Annotated in this window: 20 protein-coding genes; 16 read left to right on the forward strand and 4 right to left on the reverse strand. The window is 75.4% G+C overall.

What is annotated here, in order from left to right; all coding sequences use genetic code 11:
• From ACIBCT_RS23515 to ACIBCT_RS23530, 4 genes are all read left to right on the forward strand, one after another.
• Positions 1-459: alpha-L-arabinofuranosidase C-terminal domain-containing protein (locus tag ACIBCT_RS23515; RefSeq protein WP_399191853.1), on the forward strand; the 459-nt coding region annotated here is incomplete at its 5' end.
• Positions 460-479: 20 nt separating this feature from the next.
• On the forward strand, positions 480-1,805 hold the full coding sequence (locus ACIBCT_RS23520) for an extracellular solute-binding protein (RefSeq protein WP_399191855.1): 1,326 nt from the start codon (positions 480-482) through the stop codon (positions 1,803-1,805).
• On the forward strand, positions 1,802-2,707 hold the full coding sequence (locus tag ACIBCT_RS23525; protein ID WP_399191857.1) for a carbohydrate ABC transporter permease: 906 nt from the start codon (positions 1,802-1,804) through the stop codon (positions 2,705-2,707). The genes ACIBCT_RS23520 and ACIBCT_RS23525 overlap by 4 nt, the downstream gene beginning before the upstream one ends.
• Entirely contained in the window at positions 2,704-3,540 is an 837-nt protein-coding gene (locus ACIBCT_RS23530) for a carbohydrate ABC transporter permease (protein WP_399191859.1), read from the forward strand. The genes ACIBCT_RS23525 and ACIBCT_RS23530 overlap by 4 nt, the downstream gene beginning before the upstream one ends.
• Positions 3,541-3,758: 218 nt before the next feature.
• On the opposite strand, the gene ACIBCT_RS23535 is transcribed toward ACIBCT_RS23530, so the two are convergent.
• Together ACIBCT_RS23535 and ACIBCT_RS23540 are read right to left on the reverse strand one after the other, a co-directional pair.
• Positions 3,759-4,676, reverse strand: coding sequence for a glycosyltransferase (locus ACIBCT_RS23535; protein WP_399191861.1), 918 nt, complete (start codon positions 4,674-4,676; stop codon positions 3,759-3,761).
• Positions 4,673-5,212, reverse strand: a complete 540-nt coding sequence (locus ACIBCT_RS23540; RefSeq protein ID WP_399191863.1) for a D-glycero-alpha-D-manno-heptose-1,7-bisphosphate 7-phosphatase — start codon at positions 5,210-5,212, stop codon at positions 4,673-4,675. The genes ACIBCT_RS23535 and ACIBCT_RS23540 overlap by 4 nt, the downstream gene beginning before the upstream one ends.
• A gap of 111 nt (positions 5,213-5,323) precedes the next feature.
• Between ACIBCT_RS23540 and ACIBCT_RS23545 the strand changes: the two genes are divergently transcribed.
• The 10 genes from ACIBCT_RS23545 (at position 5,324) to ACIBCT_RS23590 (ending at position 16,081) form a co-directional block, all read left to right on the forward strand.
• On the forward strand, positions 5,324-6,964 hold the full coding sequence (locus tag ACIBCT_RS23545) for a carbamoyltransferase (protein ID WP_399191865.1): 1,641 nt from the start codon (positions 5,324-5,326) through the stop codon (positions 6,962-6,964).
• Entirely contained in the window at positions 6,961-8,016 is a 1,056-nt protein-coding gene (locus ACIBCT_RS23550) for a glycosyltransferase family 2 protein (RefSeq protein ID WP_399191867.1), read from the forward strand. The genes ACIBCT_RS23545 and ACIBCT_RS23550 overlap by 4 nt, the downstream gene beginning before the upstream one ends.
• Before the next feature lie 146 nt (positions 8,017-8,162).
• Positions 8,163-9,164, forward strand: a complete 1,002-nt coding sequence (locus ACIBCT_RS23555; RefSeq protein WP_399191869.1) for a glycosyltransferase family 9 protein — start codon at positions 8,163-8,165, stop codon at positions 9,162-9,164.
• Positions 9,161-10,375: a glycosyltransferase gene (locus ACIBCT_RS23560; RefSeq protein WP_399191871.1), complete on the forward strand. Its 1,215-nt coding sequence runs from the start codon at positions 9,161-9,163 to the stop codon at positions 10,373-10,375. Before ACIBCT_RS23555 ends, ACIBCT_RS23560 begins: the two co-directional genes overlap by 4 nt.
• A 2-nt stretch (positions 10,376-10,377) precedes the next feature.
• On the forward strand, positions 10,378-10,929 hold the full coding sequence (locus ACIBCT_RS23565) for an SIS domain-containing protein (protein WP_344904015.1): 552 nt from the start codon (positions 10,378-10,380) through the stop codon (positions 10,927-10,929).
• On the forward strand, positions 10,926-12,500 hold the full coding sequence (locus ACIBCT_RS23570; RefSeq protein ID WP_399191873.1) for an adenylyltransferase/cytidyltransferase family protein: 1,575 nt from the start codon (positions 10,926-10,928) through the stop codon (positions 12,498-12,500). Before ACIBCT_RS23565 ends, ACIBCT_RS23570 begins: the two co-directional genes overlap by 4 nt.
• 40 nt (positions 12,501-12,540) lie before the next feature.
• Positions 12,541-13,221 carry an SDR family oxidoreductase gene (locus tag ACIBCT_RS23575; protein ID WP_399191875.1) on the forward strand — a complete coding sequence of 227 codons (681 nt, stop codon included), beginning with the start codon at positions 12,541-12,543 and terminating at the stop codon, positions 13,219-13,221.
• On the forward strand, positions 13,212-14,204 hold the full coding sequence (locus tag ACIBCT_RS23580; protein WP_399191877.1) for a glycosyltransferase family 9 protein: 993 nt from the start codon (positions 13,212-13,214) through the stop codon (positions 14,202-14,204). The genes ACIBCT_RS23575 and ACIBCT_RS23580 overlap by 10 nt, the downstream gene beginning before the upstream one ends.
• Complete coding sequence (locus tag ACIBCT_RS23585) at positions 14,201-15,187, forward strand: UDP-glucuronic acid decarboxylase family protein (RefSeq protein WP_399191879.1); 987 nt, start codon at positions 14,201-14,203, stop codon at positions 15,185-15,187. The genes ACIBCT_RS23580 and ACIBCT_RS23585 overlap by 4 nt, the downstream gene beginning before the upstream one ends.
• A 3-nt stretch (positions 15,188-15,190) precedes the next feature.
• Positions 15,191-16,081, forward strand: coding sequence for a glycosyltransferase family 2 protein (locus ACIBCT_RS23590; RefSeq protein WP_399191881.1), 891 nt, complete (start codon positions 15,191-15,193; stop codon positions 16,079-16,081).
• A 9-nt stretch (positions 16,082-16,090) separates the two neighbouring features.
• On the opposite strand, the gene ACIBCT_RS23595 is transcribed toward ACIBCT_RS23590, so the two are convergent.
• Positions 16,091-16,600, reverse strand: a complete 510-nt coding sequence (locus tag ACIBCT_RS23595; RefSeq protein WP_399191883.1) for a nuclear transport factor 2 family protein — start codon at positions 16,598-16,600, stop codon at positions 16,091-16,093.
• A 109-nt stretch (positions 16,601-16,709) separates the two neighbouring features.
• Between ACIBCT_RS23595 and ACIBCT_RS23600 the strand changes: the two genes are divergently transcribed.
• Entirely contained in the window at positions 16,710-17,693 is a 984-nt protein-coding gene (locus tag ACIBCT_RS23600) for a LysR substrate-binding domain-containing protein (protein ID WP_399191885.1), read from the forward strand.
• Here ACIBCT_RS23600 and ACIBCT_RS23605 read toward each other — a convergent pair.
• Positions 17,690-18,814, reverse strand: coding sequence for a hypothetical protein (locus ACIBCT_RS23605; RefSeq protein WP_399191887.1), 1,125 nt, complete (start codon positions 18,812-18,814; stop codon positions 17,690-17,692). The two genes, ACIBCT_RS23600 and ACIBCT_RS23605, sit on opposite strands and share 4 nt — an antisense overlap.
• 130 nt (positions 18,815-18,944) lie before the next feature.
• Between ACIBCT_RS23605 and ACIBCT_RS23610 the strand changes: the two genes are divergently transcribed.
• Positions 18,945-20,075: a sensor histidine kinase gene (locus tag ACIBCT_RS23610; RefSeq protein WP_399191889.1), complete on the forward strand. Its 1,131-nt coding sequence runs from the start codon at positions 18,945-18,947 to the stop codon at positions 20,073-20,075.
• Positions 20,076-20,170 lie beyond the last annotated feature (95 nt).

Consider the following 20,170-nt stretch of genomic DNA (forward strand, 5'->3'; position numbering starts at 1 on the left):
AACGTGATCGCCCCGATCAGGACCGAGCCGGGCGGCCCGGCCTGGCGACAGAGCATCTTCCACCCGTTCGCGCTGACCGCGAAGTACGCCCGCGGCCAGGTGCTGCGGGTCGAGCCCGAGTGCGCCACCATCCCCACCGACAGGTACGGGGAGGTGCCCGCGATCTGGGCGACCGCCACGCACGACGAGGAGACCGGCGAGCTGGCCCTGTTCGTGGTCAACCGCGACCGGCACCGCCCCTGCGAGCTGGAGCTCACACTGCCCGAGGGTCTGCGGCCGGTGGAGCACATCGAACTCGCCGACGACGACCCCTCGGCCGTCAACACCGCCGAGGCGCCCGACCGCGTCGTGCCCCGGCCCGGCGCGGGCGCCCGCATGGAGGGCCACCACGCATCGGTGACCCTGACGCCGGCCTCCTGGAGCGTCGTCCGCTTCACCGGCGTTCCTGACCGGGAGTAAGCTTTTCCCGGGAGCAAGAAATGACCGGTACCCTTTCGCGCCGTTCGGCCCTCGGCCTCTGCGGCGCCGCGGGCCTCGCCGCGGCGCTGCCCTCCTGCGGAAGGGACGCCGGGACCGGTTTCGCCCCGGCCTCGCCCGCGCTCCCGGCCGGGGAGTACTCCGGGCCCAGGGTGACGCTGGACTGCTGGAACGGCTTCACCGGCGGTGACGGCCCGTACCTGCGCGCCATGCTGGAGGCGTTCAACCGGAGGTTCTCGGGCCGGATCGCGGTCCGCAACGTCACCCGCCGCTGGGAGGACCTCTACCCCGCGATACCGATGGCCATCGCCGCGGGCAGGGGGCCGGACGTCGCGATCGTCCACAACGACTGGATCGCCACCCTCGCCGCGCGGCGGACGCTGGTCCCCCTGGACGACCTGGCAGGCGCGCTCGGGCTGACCGGGTCGGACTTCGTCCCCGCGGTGTGGAACGCCGGGATCTACCGGGGCAGGCGCTACAGCGTGCCGTTCGACGTGCACTGCCTGGGCGGCTACTGGAACCGGGCCCACCTGGAGAGGATCGGCCTGACCGGCGCCCCGGCGGACGGGGTCTCCTACGAGGAGGCGCTCGGACGGCTCCGGCAGGCCGGGATCGCCGCCCCCTTCTGGGTGCCGAACAGGTGGCCCGGGCATCTGATGTTCATGAGCCTGCTGTGGCAGTTCGGCGGCGAGCTCTACAGCGAGGACGGCTCGAAGGCGCTGTGGGGCTCCGACGCGGGGGCCAAGGCCCTGGGCTGGATGGTCGAGCAGATCGACAAGGGCCTCAGCCCGGCCAAGGTCGCCCAGGACGGCCAGTACGCCGCCTTCAAGAACGGCGCGAGCAGCTTCACCTGGGACGGGATCTGGCAGATCAACGATCTGACGTCCAACACCGGATCGCTGCGGTGGGGTCTGTCCCCGCTCCCCGTCGTCGGCGGCACGGCCGCGGTGTGGAGTTCCTCCCACAACTTCGTGATGACCTCCCGCGCGGGCGGGGACCCGGACAAGGTCCGGGCGGCCGGTCTCCTCATCGACCACATGAGCCGGCTGTCCGCCCGGTGGGCCGGGGCCGGGATGATCCCGGCCCGCACCTCCGTCCGCCTGGATCCCTCGCTCGCCGGTCTGCCCCAGATCAGGCTGGCCGCCGACCCGGGCGTCCTGCGTTTCCTGCCCTCGCTCCCCGGGGTCGGGGACGTGCAGACCAAGGCGCTGGAGCCGGCGGTGGCCAGGGCCGTGCTGAAGGAGGCGTCCCCGGCGGAGGCGTTGAAGGCGGGCGTGGCGCTGGCCGACAGGCTGCTGGCCGAGAACACGCGGAAGTACGGGCGATGAGCACGCGGACCGCCGGGTCCCCCGGTGTCGTCCGCAGGATGCGCCCCTGGACGCCGTACCTGTTCGCCGCCCCCTACCTCGCCCTGTTCGCCGTCTTCATGCTGCTGCCCATCGGCTTCGGGTTCTGGACCGGCCTGCACAGATGGGACATCGGCCTCCCGGACAGGCCGTTCGTCGGGCTGGAGAACTACGCCGAGCTGTTCGACCCCGCCGGCGTGGAGGGGGCGCGCTTCTGGACGGCGATGCGGGCCACCGGAATCTTCACGGTCGCGTCGGTGCCGCCGCTCATCGTGCTGCCGCTGCTCACCGCGCTGCTGATGAACGGGCGCTTCGCCGGGCGCGACGTCTACCGGGCCGTCTACTTCGCGCCGTACGTGCTGGGCGTGGCGGTCGTCGGGTTCGTCTGGCGGTTCCTGCTGGACGGCAACATCGGCCTGGTCAACCACTACCTGGGCCTGGACGTGCAGTGGACCACCGACGTGCCGGCCGCCTGGGTCGCCCTCGTCGGGGTGACGGTCTGGTGGACGCTCGGCCTGAACGCCGTCATCTTCCTGGCCGGGCTGCAGGACATCCCGCGCGAGCTGCACGAGGCCGCGATGGTCGACGGTGCCTCCGCCTGGCAGCGGTTCCGCTCGGTGACCCTGCCCGGCCTGCGGCCGGTGACGATCTTCGTCCTGAACACCACGATCCTGGCCTCGGCCAACATGTTCGGCCAGTCGTACCTGATCACGGGCGGCGCTCCCGCCGACCAGACCAAGACCGCGATCCACCTCATCGCCGAGACCGGCCTGCGCCAGTTCGACCTGGGCACCGCCTCGGCCATGAGCTTCATCCTGGCCGCCTTCCTGATGGTGACCAGCGCGCTGGTGTTCGGCGCCCTCGGGAACAGGGGCGGATCGTGACCCGGGACGTCCGCGGCCTGCGGCGGGCCCTGCTCCATCTGACCCTCGTCACGATCGCGGCGCTGTACCTGAGCCCGCTGGCCTACATGCTGTCCACCTCGTTCAAGACCCGCCGGGAGGCCGGGGTGGCCGAGCCGCGGTGGATCCCCGCCCCGGCGACCCTGGACGCCTACCGGGAGATCCTCACCGGTACGGACAGCCCGATCGCCAGGTGGTTCGTCAACAGCCTCGCCGCCGCCACCGGCCACGCCGCCCTGGTCCTGGTGACCGCCGCACCGGCCGCGTACGCACTGGCCCGGCTCCGCTTCCGCGGCCGGAACACCATCTTCGCGACGGTCGTGGCGACCCTGTTCGTGCCGCCGGTGGTGCTGCTGGTCCCCACCTTCCTGATCGTCAACGAGCTCTCCTGGGTGGACGACCTGCCCGCGGTGATCGTCCCGGCGGCGGCGGGGGCGTTCGGCGTGTTCTTCCTGCGGCAGTTCTTCGTCACGCTGCCGCGGGAGCTGGAGGAGGCCGCCGAGCTGGACGGCTGCAACCGGTGGCAGATCTTCACCACCATCGCGCTCCCGCTGGCCCGCCCCGCCCTGGTGACGCTGTTCCTGCTGTCGTTCCTGACCAACTGGAACGACTTCCTGTGGCCGCTCTACGTCCTGTTCAGTCCCGAGTCGCTGACCCTGCCCGCGGGCCTGGGCAACCTCCAGGGCGCCAACAGCATCCGCTACGACCTGCTGATGGCCGGGGCGGTGATCGCGGGCCTGCCGGTGATCGTGCTCTACCTCGTCGCCCAGCGCTGGGTGATCCAGGGGGTCTCCCGGTCCGGGCTCAAGGGATGAGGGGGGCGCGACGCGCGGCCGTCCGGCGGGGCCGTTCACCCGGACCGGCCTCGCACCCGTCCCGGCCGCGGAACGGTGGCGCACGACCGGGATGAAGATCACATGGAATACGGTTAGGCTTCGCTGCCTACTTCATTACACAGAGTATCCGTTCTGTCGCCCTACGCCATGTCACCCTATGAGTGACTATTTGGGGTGAAAGGGACAGAGCTCATATGTCACATCGTGACCAGCAGGCGATCCCAGTCGGACAGGAAGCGGCCGAGCCCGTACCTGCCGAGCGCGGCCTCGCGCCCGGCCTCGCCCGCCCGTCTGGCGCGGCCGGGATCGGCGACGAACTCCCGCAGCGCGGCGGCCAGGGTCTCGACCCTGGTGGAGATCACTCCCGCCGCCGCGGGCACGGCCTCGACGGCCTCGGTCGTGGCGAGCGCGACGACCGGCATGCCCAGGTGCATGGCCTCGACCAGCGCCAGGCCCAGCGACGTCCAGCGGTAGGGGTGCAGGTAGACGCGGCGCCTGGCCAGCTCGGCGTGCATCGCGGCCTGCGGCAGGTCGTAGGCGGGGTAGGCGAGCCCGTCGGCCTTCATCCCGAACACGTCCAGCGGCGCGGCCCCGGCGAGCCGGGGCAGCAGGTCGGTGCCCGCGACCCGGGTGCGGCGCACCGGCTCGTTGACGACCACCCCGGCCCGGGGCAGCTCCCCGGTGTAGAGGGGGCCCGGGTCGACGACGCCGTGCTCGATGACGCGCGTGGGCGCCCGGCCGTTGTCCCAGAACAGCTCGTTGAAGTGGGTGACGTGCACGATCGGGACGTCGCTCCGCCCGGCCAGCGGGTGGCGGGTGTGCGGCACGTCCCCGGCCGGGGTGTTGTGCTCGACGTACACGCCGGGCAGGTCGCGGCCCAGCCACTCGCGGGCCAGCTCCATCTCGTGCGGGCGCTGGTAGACCACCGCGTCCAGGGGCTCGTGGCGCAGCGCGTCCCAGGGGACCTCGCGCACGCCCTCGGGCCAGGCGAACGTCCGCGCCCTGCCGCGCCCGTCCGGGCCCCGGCCGGGGACGAGCGGCACCACGTAGTCGTGGCGGCCCTGGACGAACGCCGTGGTCCACGAGCCGTGCACGTGCCACAGCATGATCCTCATCGCCGTACCCGCACGCCCAGCGCCCTGGTGACGGCCTCGGTGAGGTCGGCGGCCACCTCCGGCGCGGCGGCCACCTCTCCGGCCAGGGTCTCCGCGGTCGGCACCAGGATGCCGCGCGCGCCCGCGGCCGCGGCGGCCTCCATGTCGCCGCCGATGTCGCCGATCACGACGCAGTCGCGCGGATCGACGCCGAGCGCCGCGGCGGCCCGCAGCACCAGCCCGGGGGCGGGCTTGCGGCACGCGCAGCGGTCGTCCTCGCCGTGCGTGCAGACCGCCCAGGTGTCGAACGTCCCCAGCAGCCGCTCGACCTCCGCGTTGACCAGGTCGAGCTGCTCGCGGGTGATCAGACCCCTGGCGACGCCCGACTGGTTGGTGATCACTCCGGTGGGCACCATCGCGCGGCGCAGCCGGTCGAGCGCCTCCCGGGCGCCCGGCACCGGCTCGACCAGGGCGGGGTCGGCGTTGTAGGGCACGTTCCTGATCAGTGTCCCGTCCCTGTCGAACAGGACGGCGGCCGGTGGCCGGATACGGTGCATGAGCTGCGGCTACCCGGTCTCCGATCAGCCCAAACGGCGACCGGCGAGGCCCTGACCTCCCCTTTCGCCATCACAGCCGATACGTGAGACACCTTTCGGAAGGGGAGCTCGATGAGGTTCCTGGGCATCAACGCGATCTTCCACGATCCCGCCGCGGCCCTCGTGGTCGACGGGGAGGTCGTGGCCGCCGCCGAGGAGGAGCGCTTCAGCCGCCGCAAGCACGGCAAGCGGCCGGTGCCGTTCTCGGCGTGGGAGCTTCCCGAGCAGGCGGCCGGCTGGTGCCTCCGCCAGGCGGGCCTGAGGCCGGAGGATTTGGACGCCGTCGCCTACTCCTACGACCCCGACCTGGTACGGCCGGGCCAGGAGGGGCTCGACGGCGGGTGGGAGGAGCTGCGCACGACCTACGCCCGGCGGGCGCCGGCCTTCCTGGCCACCGCGCTGCCCGGCCTCGACCCGGCGCAGGTCTCCTACGTCCCCCACCACGTGGCGCACGCCGCGTCGGCCGGGCTGGCCTCGCCGTACCGCGACTGCGCGGTGCTGGTGTGCGACGGCCGGGGCGAGGCCGTGTCGCACCTGGCGGGGCACTACCGCGACGGCGAGCTGACCGTGCTGGCCGCCCAGGCACTGCCGCACTCGCTCGGGCTGATGTACGAGGAGGTCACCGAGCACCTGGGGTTCCTGCGCTCCTGCGACGAGTACAAGGTGATGGCGCTGGCCTCCTACGGCACGCCCCGCCACCTGGCCGCGCTGCGCGAGCTGATCGTCACGACCGGCGACGGCGGGTTCAGGGTGGAGCCGATCGACTGGGGCGGCTACGCCAAGGCCCTGGCGGCCGGGGAGCCCTGGTCCGCCGACCACGCCGACCTGGCCGCCAGCGTGCAGGCCAGGCTGGAGGAGGTGCTGCTGGAGCTGGCGACGTGGCTGCACGGCCGTACCGGTGACCGCTATCTGACGCTCGCCGGGGGCGTCGCGCTCAACTGCGTCGCCAACACCCGGCTGCTGGCACAGAGTCCGTTCGAGGAGGTGTGGGTGCAGCCCGCGGCGGGCGACTCGGGCACCGCGCTCGGCGGGGCGCTGCACCTGGCCAGGGCCCACGGCGAGGTCACGGTACCGATGCCAGGCGCCGACCTGGGGCGGGGCTGGAGCGAACAGGAGCTGGCCGCGTGGCTGGACGTGGCGCGCGTGCCGCACACCCGGCCGCGCGACCTGGCCGCCGCGGTCGCGGCCGAGCTGGCCGCCGACCGGATCGTGGCCTGGTTCCAGGGTCGCGCCGAGTACGGGCCCCGGGCGCTGGGGAGGCGCTCGCTGCTGGCCCATCCGGGGTACGCGCGCAACACCGAGCGGCTGAACGACGTCAAGGGCCGCGAGCAGTTCCGGCCCATCGCGCCGATGGTGCTGGCCTCGCGCGCCGGGGAGATCTTCTCGCGGGGGCCGGCGTGCTCGCCGTACATGCTGTTCGTGCACGACGTGGAGCCGTCGTGGCGGGAGCGGATCCCCGCGGTGGTGCACGTGGACGGGACCGCGCGGGTGCAGACGGTCTCGGAGCGGCAGGAGCCGCTGCTGGCCCGGATGCTGGGCGAGTTCGAGGCGCGCACCGGCCTTCCCGTGGTGGTAAACACCAGCCTCAACACCGCAGGGCGGCCCATGGTCGACGACCCGCGCGACGCGTTGGAGTGCTTCGGTTCCTCACCGGTGGACGTGCTGGCGCTCGGCCCGTTCCTGGTACGGCGCGGGGAGGTGTTCGCCTCGTGACCCGCCTCGTGACCGGCCCCGTGACCGGCCCCGTGACCGGCCCCGTGACCGGCCCCGTGACCGGCCCGGTGACCGGCCTCGTGATCTCCGTCGTGGTGCCCACCGTCGGCCGGCCGAGCCTGGCCGCCACGCTGGCCGCCCTCCCGCCGGAGCTGGAGGTCGTCGTCGTCGACGACCGGCCGCCGGGACCGGGCCGGGGCGAGTTGGGCGGGCTTCCCCGGCACGCGCGCGTCGTGCGCTCCGGCGGGCGCGGGCCCGCCGCGGCCAGGAACGCGGGCTGGCGGGCCTCGGAGGGGGAATGGGTCGCCTTCCTCGACGACGACGTGGTCCCCGGGCCGGGCTGGGCGCGGGCGCTGCTCGCCGACCTCGCGGGCCTGCCCGCCGACGTGGCCGCCTGTCAGGGTCGCATCGAGGTGCCGCTCCCGGCGGACCGGCGGCCCACCGACGCCGAGCGCGACACCGCCGGGCTGGCCGAGGCCGAGTGGATCACCGCCGACATCGCCTACCGCCGCTCGGCGCTGGAGCGCACCGGCGGGTTCGACGAGCGTTTCCCGCGCGCCTACCGCGAGGACGCGGACCTGGCCCTGCGCGTGTCCGGGGCCGGTCTGCGCCTGGTGCGGGGAAGGCGGGTCAGCCTGCACCCGGTGCGCGACGACGGTTTCCTGGTCAGCCTGCGCCGCCAGCGCGGCAACGCCGACGACGCCCTGATGCGGCGCCTCCACGGGCCCGGGTGGCGCGAGCGGCTCGGTGGCGCCCCCGGACGCCTGCGCCGCCACGCGCTGACCAGCGCGCTGGGGGTGGCGGCGGCCGGGCTGGCGGCGTCCAGGTGGACCGCGCCCAGGTGGACCGCGGCCGGGTGGGCGGCGGCCGGGTGGGCGGCGGCCGTGGCCGGGCTCGGGTGGGCCGCGCTCACCGCGGAGTTCGCCTGGGCGCGCATCGCCCCCGGCCCCCGCTCCGCCGGGGAGGTCGCGCGCATGCTCGTGACCAGCGCGGCGATCCCGCCCGCCGCCTGCCTGCACCGCGTACGCGGTGAGCTGAGGGCGCGCCGGTGAGCGCCGCCACCGCCGGTCGGGCCGGGCCCGGCGCACGGGCCGGGCGGAGAGCTCGGGCCGCGCCGGGGGGACGGGCCGCGCCGGGGGAACAGGCCGGACCGGCGGAGCAGACCGGGCCGAGGGGACGGGCCGCGCCGAAAGGACGCGTGCTCGTCGCCCGGACCGACAACGCCGGTGACGTCCTGCTGGCCGGTCCCGCCGTCAGGGCGGTGGCCGCGTCCGCCGCGCACGTCACCTTCCTGGCCGGCCCGCACGGCCGGGCCGCCGCCGGGCTGCTGCCCGGCGTGGACGAGGTCGCCGAGTGGCGTACCCCCTGGATCGATCCCGCCGCCCCGGCCGTGACGCCCGGGCACGCCCGGGCGCTGCTGGACCTGGTCGCCGCCGCCCGCCCCGACGAGGCGCTGATCCTGACCTCCTTCCACCAGAGCGCGCTGCCGCTGGCGCTGCTGCTGCGCCTGGCGGGGGTCGCGCGGATCGCCGCGATCAGCCAGGACTTCCCCGGCGCGCTGCTCGACGTGCGGGTACGGGTGGACGAGGAGCGCGACGTCCCCGAGGCCGAGCGGATGCTCGCCGTCGCCGAGGCCGCGGGCTTTGCGCTGCCGCCCGGCGACGACGGGGCGCTCGCCGTCCGGCGCCCGCTGCCCGCCGCCGCGCACCTGACCGGGCCGCCCGGCTACGTCGTCGTCCACCCGGGGGCGTCGGTGCCCGCCAGGACCTGGCCGGCCGAACGGCACAGGGACGCGGTCGCGGAGCTGGCGGGCGACGGCCACCGGGTCGTCGTCACCGGCACCGCGGCCGAGCGGGACCTCACCGCGTACGTGGCCGGCCGCGACGGTCTCGACCTCGGGGGGCGCAGCACGTTCGCCGGGCTCGCGGCGGTGCTGGACGGCGCGGCGGCGCTCGTGTCGGGCAACACCGGGCCCGCCCATCTCGCGGCGGCGGTCGGCACGCCCGTGGTCAGCCTGTTCTCCCCGGTCGTGCCCGCCGGGCGCTGGGCGCCCTACCGCGTGCCGTGCGTTCTGCTGGGCGACCAGCACGCGCCCTGCCGCGCCACCCGGGCGCGCGTCTGCCCGGTACCCGGCCATCCGTGCCTGGCCTCCGTCGGCCCGGAGGAGGTCGTCAAGGCCGTGAGGGAGCTGATCGCATGAGAATCGAAATGATCTCCGAGCACGCCGATCCGATGGCGGCCGTGGGCGGGGCCGACGCGGGCGGCCAGAACGTGCACGTCGCCGCCCTGGCCGTCGAGCTGGCCCGGCGGGGACACGACGTCGTCGTGCACACCCGGCGCCACGACGCAGCCCTGCCGCTGACGGTGTCCCTGGCACCGGGGGCGACCGTGGAGTACGTGCCCGCGGGACCCGCCCTGCCGCTGCCCAAGGACGAGCTGTTCGGGCACATGCCCACGTTCGCCGCGCACCTGGCCAGGCGCTGGGCCACGCAGCGGCCGGACGTGGCGCACGCGCACTTCTGGATGAGCGGCGTGGCGGCGCTCGGGGCGACGCGGGGCGTGGCCACGCTCGGGGCCGCGTACGGCGTGCCGGTCACGCAGACCTTCCACGCGCTCGGCGTCGTCAAGCGGCGCTGGCAGGGGGCGGCCGACACCAGCCCCCCGGAGCGCATCGCGATCGAACGCGAGATCGGCCACCGCGTGGACGCGGTGATCGCCACCTGCGACGACGAGGTGACGGAGCTGCGCGCGATGGGCGTGCCCCACGAACGGGTGCGGGTCGTGCCGTGCGGGGTGGACCTCGGCCGGTTCCGGCCCGAGGGGCCCGCGGCCGGGCGCACCGGCGCGCACCGCGTCCTCAGCATCGGCCGCCTGGTACCGCGCAAGGGGGTCGACACCGTGATCAGGGCCCTGGAGGAGCTGCCCGGGGTCGAGCTGGTGATCGCCGGCGGCCACCCGGACGACGAGGAGTCGCGGCGGTTGCGCGCCCTGGCCGAGTCCCGGGGCCTGTCCGGCCGGGTCCACCTGCTCGGCAGCGTCGGCCGCGAGGAGGTGCCGGGCCTGATGCGCTCGGCCGACGTGGTGGTGAGCGTGCCCTGGTACGAGCCGTTCGGCATGGTGCCGCTGGAGGCGATGGCCTGCGGCGTCCCCGTGGTCGCCTCGGCCGTCGGCGGGCACCTCGACACGGTCGCCGGCTGCGGGCTGCTGGTGCCTCCGCGCGACCCGGCGGCCCTGGCGGAGGCGCTGCGCGGCCTGCTCGCCTCCCCGGGGCGAAGGCGGGCCATGGGCGAGGCGGGCGTCCGCAGGACCGCGGAGAGGTACAGCTGGCCATACGTGGCCGGGCAGACCGAGGCGGTCTACCGGAGTGTCGTCGCGGCACGCCAGGACCGGCTCGCGGTATCGGGAGGCTGATCATGAACGCACATCTGGCCGACCTCACCGGGACCCTGGCGAGGATGGACGGGAAATGCGCCCTGGTCCAGGCCTGGGGCATGAAGCTGGCCACCGTCCTCGAGAGCGGCGGCAGGCTCCTGGCCTGCGGGAACGGCGGATCCGCGGCCGAGGCCCAGCATCTGACGGCCGAGCTGGTCGGCAGGTTCAAGAAGGACCGCCGCCCTTTCGCGGCGATACCGCTGCACGCCGACGGCTCGTCGGTGACCGCCATCGCCAACGACTTCGGGATCGAGGAGGTCTACGCCCGCCAGGTGCGCGCCCACGGCCGGACCGGGGACGTGCTGATCACCCTGTCGTGCAGCGGCACCAGCCCGAACGTGCTGGCGGCGGCCAGGGCCGCGCAGCAGACCGGCCTGCTCGTGTGGGCGCTGACCGGACCGGCCCCCAACGCGCTGGCCGAGCTGAGCGACGAGGTCGTGGCCGTGCCCTCGCCCGACACCTCGATCGTCCAGGAGGTCCACCTGGTGCTGATCCACATGCTCTGTTCCGCGACCGAGGAGGCCCTGACATGAGGGGTGCCACCGGACCGCTGGTCGTCGTCGGCGACACCGTGCTCGACGTGGACGTCGAAGGCGAGAGCGAGCGCCTCTGCCCGGACGCGCCCGCGCCGGTCGTCGACGTCGGCGCCGAGCACCCGCGACCGGGCGGCGCGGGCCTGGCCGCCCTGCTGGCCGCCCGTTCCGGCGCCGAGGTCGTCCTGGTCACCGCGCTGGCCGACGACCCCTCCGGCCGGGTGCTGGCCGGGCTGCTGACCCCGTACCTGAGCGTGGTGCGGCTGCCGTCGCGCGGCACGACGGTCCGCAAGAGCAGGATCAGGGTGCGCGGCCGGACGCTGCTGCGGCTCGACACCGGTGACGGCGTGACCCCCGCGGGCGGCGGGGAGGCCGCGGCCCGTGCCCTGCGCGGGGCCGGGGCGGTGCTGGTCTCCGACTACGGCAGGGGCGCCGCGGACGCGGTGCGGGACCTGCTCGGCGGCCTCGGCGTGCCGGTCGTGTGGGACCCGCACCCCCGGGGGTCGCCGCCGCCGCCGGGGTGCGCGCTGGTGACACCGAGCGAGGCCGAGGCGGCCGTGCTGTGCGGGCGGACGCCCGGCGGTGCCCGGACGGCCGGCGCGTCGTACGGGCGGGCGCCCGCCGATCCCGGGCGGGCCGCCCTTCACCTGGTGGCGGCGCTCCGCGCCGGGGCCGTGGCGGTCACGCTCGGCGCCCGCGGGGCGGTACTGGCCTGCGAGGACGGTCACCGCTCGCACCTGCCCGTCCCGCCGTCCGTGCCGTCCGCGCCGTCCGCGGTGTCTCTGCCGTCCGCGGTGTCTGCGGCGCCTGCGGTGTCTCTGCCGGCCGCGCCGTTCGAGGGGCGTGACACGTGCGGCGCGGGCGACCGGCTGGCCGGTGCCGCGGCGCTGGCGCTGCGCGACGGCGCGCCGGTGCGGGACGCGGTCGCGGCCGGGGTGCGGGAGGCCGCGCGGTTCGTGAACGAGGGAGGGGCCGCGTCGGTCCGGCCGGTCCCGTCCCGCGGGGAGGCCGTCCCGGACGGGGACGACCGCGGGGCCTCCCGGATCCGCTCCCTGAACGGGGACGGATCCGCAACGGCGTCGCTCCGGCCGGCCGCCCCGGCAGCGGGCGACGGGCCGCGCGACGCGCTGCGGACCGCCGAGGCGGTCAGGGCGGGCGGCGGGCGCCTGATCGCCACGGGCGGCTGCTTCGACCTGCTGCACGCCGGGCACGTCAGCCTGCTGCGCAGGGCCAGGGCCCTGGGCGACGCGCTGGTCGTCTGCGTCAACTCCGACGCCTCGGTGCGCAGGCTCAAGGGCCCCGGCAGGCCGGTCGTCGGGCAGCACGACCGGGTCGAGGTGCTGCGCGCCCTGGGGTGCGTGGACGCCGTGCTGGTGTTCGACGAGGACACCCCGTGTGCGGCCATAGAGCTGCTCCGGCCCGAAGTATGGGTGAAGGGCGGCGACTACGACGGCCGGGTACTGCCGGAGACGGCGGTGCTCGACCGGCTGGGCGCCGAGAGCGTCGTACTGAGCCACGTCCCCGGCCGCTCCACGACCGGACTGATCGCGGCCGCGCAGGCGGCCTCCTGACCGTCGCCGTACGGGCGGCACGCCGAGAAGGGGAACACCGATGCTGGGAAACATACTGATCACCGGAGGAGCGTCCGGGCTGGGCCAGGCGACCGCCAGGGCCGTCGCCAAGGCGGGCGGGCGGCCGCTCGTCGTCGACCTGCGGGCCCCCGGCGACGGCTTCGACCACGTCACGGCCGACCTGGCCGACCCCGAGCGGGCCGCGGGGGCCGTACGGGAGCTCGCCGCGCTGGCCGGAGGGCTGGACGGGGTGGTGACCGCCGCGGGCGTCGACGCCTGCGGGCCGCTGGCCGAGGTGCCCGCCACCGACTGGGAGCGGGTGATCAGGGTCAACCTGCTGGGCACGGCGACGGTCGTGCGGGCGGCGCTGCCGTACCTGATGGAGTCGCGCGGCCGGGTGGTGACCGTGGCCTCCACCCTGGGGCTGCGCGCGGTGGGCGACGCCACCGCCTACTGCGCCAGCAAGTTCGGCGTGGTCGGCTTCACCCGGGCGCTCGCCACCGAGCTGGCGGGCATCGTCGGGGTGACGCTGCTGGTGCCCGGGGGGATGCGGACCGCCTTCTTCGACGACAGGACCGAGCAGTACCGGCCCGGTGCCGACGCTCTGCTCAACCGGCCCGAGGACGTCGCCGACACCGTGGTCTTCGCGCTGGGCCAGCCTCCCGGCTGCGAGGTACGGGAACTGGTCGTCTGCCCCTCGACGGAGCCCTCGTGGCCCTAGAGGTGCTGGTGCTGCGCGGGCTCGGGCTCGGCGACCTGCTCACCGCGGTGCCCGCGCTGCGGGCGCTGCGGCGCGCCTTCCCGGACGGCCGGATCACGCTGGCCGCGCCGGCCGTCTACCGCGGGCTGACGGCCCGCACCGGGGCGGTGGACGACCTGGTCGACGTCTCGGGTCCGGGCCCGGTGCCGTACGCGAGGGCCGTCACCGCTCGCGGGCGACCGTGCCCGGCCCCGCGCGAGAGGTCCGTCGCCGCCCCGCAAGGGCCGGGCCCCGCCCCGTACGGGGGTCCCGACGTCGCGGTCAACCTGCACGGCAGGGGTCCGCAGAGCGTCGAGGCGCTGCGCCGCACCGATCCGGGCAGGCTGCTGAGCCACGAGGTGGACGGCGGCCCGCCGTGGCGTGCGGACGTCCACGAGACGCGCCGCTGGTGCGACCTGCTGGGGTGGTACGGCATCCCCGCCGACCCCGCCGACCTGTCCCTCGGGACCTCGGACCTGCGCGGGCCCGTCGTCGTCCATCCGGGGGCGGCCTCGCCCGCGCGCAGGTGGCCGCCCGGGCGGTTCGCGCTCGTCGCGGCCGCGCTGCGCCGCGGTGGCGCCGAGGTCGTGGTGACCGGCGGCCCGGCGGAGGTCGCACTGGCCCGCGAGGTGGCCGGAAGGGCGGGCCTGCCGGCCGGGAGCGTGCTGGCCGGGCGGACCGGGCCCGCCGAGCTGGCCGACCTGATCGGCGGCGCCAGGCTGCTGGTCTGCGGCGACACCGGGGTGGCCCACCTGGCCACCGCGTACCGGACGCCCTCGGTGGTGCTGTTCGGCCCCACCTCCCCCGCGCTGTGGGGACCGCCACCGGGCGGCCCGCACGTGGCCCTGTGGACCGGCCGCACCGGCGACCCGCACGCCGCGTCGCCGGATCCCGGCCTGCTGGAGATCGAGACATCCGAGGTTGTCGACGCGGCCCTGGGGCTGCTGGAGGTGAGGGCGTCATGAGAGCGGTGGTGGCCGGCGGTGCCGGATTCCTGGGTTCCCATCTGTGCGAGAGGCTGCTGGCCGACGGCACCGAGGTGGTCTGCATGGACAGCTTCCTCACCGGCTCGCCGGACAACGTCTCCCACCTGCTGGGACGGCCGGGCTTCCGGCTCGTCGAGTGCGACGTGACGGGCTTCGTGCACGTGCCGGGCGAGGTGGACCTGATCCTGCACCTCGCCTCGGCCGCCTCCCCGGCCGACTACCTGGCCTACCCGATCGAGACGTTGAAGGTGGGCAGCCTGGGCACGCTGCACCTGCTCGGCCTGGCCAAGGAGAAGGGCGCCAGGTTCGTGCTGGCCTCGACCAGCGAGGTGTACGGCGATCCGCTGGAGCATCCCCAGCGGGAGACCTACTGGGGCAACGTCAATCCGGTCGGCCCGCGCAGCGTCTACGACGAGGCCAAGCGGTTCGCCGAGTCGCTGACGGTGGCCTACCGCCAGACCCACGGCGTCGACACCGGCATCGCGCGCATCTTCAACACCTACGGCCCCCGGATGCGGCCCTTCGACGGCAGGGCGATCCCGACGTTCGTCAGGCAGGCCCTGCGCGGTGAGCCGATGACGGTCACCGGGGACGGGCGGCAGACGCGTTCCATCTGCTACGTCGACGACACGGTCGAGGGCATCCTCGCCCTGGCGAGCCGCGACGTCGCCGGGCCGGTCAACATCGGCAACCCCGGTGAGCTGACGATGACCGCACTGGCCGAGACGATCCGTGACCTGGCCGGTTCGTCCTCGCCGATCGAGTACGTCGCGCGTCCCGCCGACGACCCCCGGGTGCGCAGGCCCGACACCACGCTGGCCGCCCGCTGTCTCGGCTGGCACGCCGGGATCGACGCCGCCGAGGGGCTGCGCCGCACGATCGGCTGGTTCCGCGCCGAGCTGGAACGCGACGGCGTCGACGCCTCGGCCCGCCCGGCCACGCCGCCGCTGACGAGAGGCTGAGGGGTGCGCGACCGGCCGTCCGCGGAGACCTGGGTCGGCGGGCGGGCGGACCCGCGCGCGCGGGTGACGGTGGTGGTGGCCAGCCGCGACCGGCGCCGGGAGCTGGAACACTCCCTGTCCCGTCACGAGGGGGCCGTGATCCTGCTCGACAACGGCTCGGCCGACGGCACCGCGCCCGCCGTACGGCGGCGCTTCCCGCACGTCGAGGTCGTCGAACTGGGCCGCAACCTGGGCGCCCCGGCCCGCAACATCGGGGTACGGCTGGCCACGACGCCCTACGTGGCCTTCGCCGACGACGACTCCTGGTGGGCGCGGGGCGCGCTGGCCCGCGCCGCCGGCGTGCTCGACGCCCACCCCCGGCTGGCGGTGCTGGCGGGACGCGTGCTGGTGGGCCCGAAGGAGCGTCCCGACCCGATCTGCGCGGCCATGGCCGCCTCTCCGCTGGGCACCGAACCGGACCTTCCCGGGCCGAGCGTCCTGGGGTTCCTGGCCTGCGGCGCGGTGGTGCGGCGGGACGCCTACCTCGCCGCGGGCGGGTTCGACGACGTCGTCTTCTTCTTCGGCGAGGAGGAGCGTCTGGCCCTGGACCTGGCCGCGGCCGGCTGGGGACTGGCCTACGTCCCGGACGTCGTCGCCCACCACCATCCCTCCCCCTCGCGCGAGCCGCGGGGCAGGCGGACCCTCGCCGCCCGCAACGCGGTGCTCACCGCGCTGCTGCGGCGGCCGTGGCCGGTGGTCGCGCGCAGCGTGCTCGCCGCCGCGTGCGGCGGTCCCGAGGGACGGCGGGGTCTGTGGGACGCCGCCCTGCGGTCGCCCGCGGCGCTGGCGGACCGGCGCAGGCTGCCTCCGCCGGTCGAGACGGCACGGCGGGCCCTCGACGCGGCCCGGCCGTGACGGTGCCCCTCAGCCACCGAAGATCGCGACGGGGTCGCCGGTGTACCAGGTGTTCTCGATGCGCAGGCGCTGGATGACCCAGCGCTCGCCGTCGCGTACCAGGTCGACGTCGTAGGGGTTCTTCAGCAGCGCGAAGGTGGCGTGGTCGCCGGTGAGCAGGTGCTGGGCCTCCACCAGGGCGGTGAGGCGCGCGGTGTCGCCGTCCACGGCGACGCGGGGGTTGGTGACCTGGTGGGTGGTGTCCACCCGGCCGGTGAACGCGTCCAGGATGGTGGTGACGATCGTGTCCCGCCCCGACATCGGGGGCGGCTCGCCGCCCCACCGGGACGCGGCGGGGCGGAAGTCCAGTTCGGCGTCGGCCGCGAAGGCCGAGGCGAACAGTTCCCGGTCCTTCAGGTCCTGTCCCAGGGCGAACCGGTGGAGCGCGTCCAGGATCTCGGCGCGGTCCCGCAGCTCCCGGACGACCGCCTCGGTCCCGGTGGCCGGGGCGGACAGGGCGCGCCCGTCGGTGACGAACATCGTGTGCTCCCGTGCTGGTCGGAGGGTGTTCGGGCGGTTCCCACTCTCGACCGGCCGACGGGGCCGATCAATACGGCCCTGTGCAAGGATCGTGAAGCCTGGTTCAACGATGAGGGGCGTCATGCTGGAGCGGTACGAGCTGGAGGCGTTCCTCACGCTGGCCGAGGAGCTTCACTTCGGCCGTACCGCCGAACGCCTGCACGTGTCCACCTCGCGGATCAGCCAGACCATCGCCAGGCTGGAGCGGCGGGCCGGTGTGCCGCTGTTCGACCGCACCAGCCGCCGGGTGGAGCTGACCCCGGTGGGCCGACGGCTGTACGAGGAGGTCCGTCCCGCCTGGGACCGGATCGCCACGGCGTTCGAGGAGGCGGTGGCCACCGGTCGCGGCCTCACCGGCGTCCTGCGGTGCGCCTTCCTCGGCCCGGCGGGCGGGCAGCTGCTGTCGGGGGTCGCCGGGCTGTTCCGGGAACGCCTGCCCGGCTGCGACGTCCGGCTCGTCGAGGTCAGGCCGGCCGACCTGGTCCCCTGGCTGCGCGACGGCGAGGTCGACGTCGCCCTGGGGCCCCTCCCCGTCCGCGAACCCGGAATCGCCAGCGGGCCGTCCCTGGTGTCCGAGGCGCGCATGCTCGCGGTCTCGTCCCGGCACCCCTTCGCCCGCAGGGAGTCGGTACGCCTGCAGGACCTGGCCCGGGTGAGGGTGCTCCGGCTCCCCGGCCTTCCGGGGGAGGACCCGACGCCGGCCGTCTCCTCGGAAGGCGACCGGACACCGCCCGGTCTCTCGGCAGAGGACCGGACGTCGTCCCGTTCCTCGGGAGAGGACCGGGCGTCGCCCGCCGGGTGGCCGGTCGAGGCGGGTCCCCCGGCCTCCACCCTCGACGAGGTGCTCACCCTGGTCGGCGAGGGCCGGGGCGTCCTGCCCGTCGGCGCGCACACCAGGCGCTACCACCCCCGCCCCGACGTGACCTACGTCCCCTTCGACGACGCCCCGCCGGTCCGCTGGGGTCTGCTGTGGCGTACCGACGGCGCCACCGCCCGTGTCCTCGCCTTCGCCGAGGCCGCCCGCGACCTGCTCTCGCCGGCGGGCAGGGCTTAGCCGACGGGCAGGACCCCGGTGGCGGACGGGGTCCCGGTCGCGGCCGGGCCGCGCCCGCAGCGGGAGCACCCGGGGCGCCTGCGCAGGTGGTAGGCCAGGGCGGCGGCGGCCAGGGCCGCCCCCCAGACGGGCCAGAAGGTCTCCGGGAGCCAGGCCCCCCATTCGGCCAGGTCGAACCGGCCCGCGACGGTCCAGCGGATGTAGGTCAGCCCCGCGACCGTGACGATGATCGAGACGAAGCCGGCCGGGACGACGGCGAGGAGAACGGGCACGCGCCTGCCGCGCAGGCCCGGGATCCAGCGAGGGAAGACCTCACCCCAGCGCTGGACCAGCCCCAGCGTGAGCACGCCGCCCAGCGCGCCGAACGTCGCCAGGTACGCGCCGGCCAGCCAGATGCCCGGGGTCTCTCTCGATCCCTCCTCCAGGAACTCCCGCCTCACCCCCAGCGGGATGCCGAGGGCCCAGCTCCACCGGGTCGCGCAGTACACCAGCGGCACGGCGACGGCGACGGCGACGGCCGTACGGCCCCAGCGGGCCGCCGCGGCCGGGGAGGTCCACCCGTCGTGACCGGTGCGCCCGCAGTCGGCGCAGGCCCCGTGGCGGCGGCGCCGGAAGTTCAGCGCGGCGGCGGCCAGCAGCAGCCCGCCGGCGACACAGAGCAGCTGGTTGAGCACCGGCCACGGCCAGGCGTCGGCCAGGGTGGTACCGCCCAGGCTCAGGTCGAACAGGGGCGCCACCAGCAGCAGCGGGGTGTAGGCCACGCCCATCATCAGCCTGGAGTCGGGGATCACCAGGACCAGCAGCACGACCATGGGCCAGGCCGGGAACAGGGGCACGCGGCCGGCCGCACCGCGCCCGCCCGTCAGGGTCAGGGCCAGCGAGACGACCACGCCCAGCGCGCAGAAGGCGGCGATCCACCAGCCGCCGGGGACCGGGCTCGCACCGGCGAGGACGGACAGCTCGCGGTCGAGGTCGGGATCGGACGCCCCCCAGGGGAAGCCGGGAGCGCCGAGCGCCCACGACACGCCGAGGGCTCCGTAGCCGAGCGACCAAAGGGCCGCCGCGTACCCCTGCCAGGGGGGTCGGTGAACGCGCCGGGCCGGCGCGGTGATCGTTGTCATGCGACCAGCGTCCTGCCGCGGACCGGTGAGCGGCCATGTGCCGTTCGGCAGGTCTTCGCGGCCCCGGCGCCCCGCACCCGTGCCGTACGGCAGGTGCGTCACGGGGTCCCGCCTGCGTATCGTCGGCCCGGTGAGCGTTCGTGAGAACATCCGGGTGGCCGCGGTCGTCGCGGTGGTCCTGGCCGGGATCGGCGGTGCGCCGGTGTTCGGGGCGGTGCCCATGGCGTCGGTCACGACGGCGGTGGCCGCCCTGGTCTGGGTGGTCGCGGGCCGGTGGGCACGGGCCCGCCTGGCCGCCGTGACCCGCGTGGCCGCGGCCGTGTCCCTGGCGGTCACCGTGGCCACCCTGGCAGGACTTCCCCTGTCGCACGAGGCGGGCATGTTCGGGCTGGCCGAGAGCGTGACGCTCATGGTGCTGGCCGGCCTGACCGTCCGGTGGTCCCCGGTACGGCAGGCGGTGGTCACCGGCGCGTTCGCGGGCCTGGCGTCCGCCGGCTGGCTGCTGCGGTTCATCGCGCCCTCGTCCCTGCTCGAAGCGGTGGGGGCCTGCGCGTTCTGGTCGGTCGGCACGCTGATCGCGGCGGGCACGGGGGCGTACCTGCGTTCCCTGGACGTCCGGCGGGCCCGCGCGGTGGCCGACGGCCGCGCCGCCCTGCGCCTGCAGCTCGCGGGGGACCTGCACGACTTCGTGGCCCACGACATCAGCGAGATGGTGGCGCACGCGCAGGCCGGCCGGACGGTCGGGCCGGGTGATCCCGGGCAGGCGCTGGCGGCCCTGGAGCGCATCGAGAGGGCCGGGCAGCGGGCCATGTCGGCGCTGGACCGGACCGTGCTCATGCTGCACGGGGACGAGCTCGCGACCACCTCACCGCTGCCGGGCCTGGCCGAGCTGTCCGGGCTGGCCGAACGGTTCGCCGCGGCCGGGCGGGCACGCGTCCGGGTGAACGTGGACCCGGGCCTGGAGGAGACGGTGCCGCGCGAGACGGCCGCCACCGCGTTCCGGGTCGTGTCCGAGTCCCTGACCAACGTGCGCCGCCACGCCCCGGACGCCACCCTGGTGGACGTCACCGTCGCGGTGGAGTCCGCCGCGCTCGTGGTCACGGTGAACAACGACGGGGTCACCGGGCCGGACGGGAGCGGGCGTGGCGGGTTCGGCCTGCCGGTCCTGGCCGACCACCTCCGGTCGCTGGGCGGTCTCCTGCGCGCCGGTCCCGTACCCGGCGGGTGGTCGCTGACGGCCCGCGTCCCCCTGGCACCGTGAGCGACATGTCGATCCGCACCCTCGGCACCATGGATGACACGTCGATCCGCACCCTCGGCACCATGGGCGACACGTCGATCCGCATCCCCCTGGCA

Origin of the sequence: Streptosporangium sp. NPDC050855, from assembly GCF_044456585.1 — a bacterium.
Lineage (GTDB): Bacteria > Actinomycetota > Actinomycetes > Streptosporangiales > Streptosporangiaceae > Streptosporangium > Streptosporangium longisporum.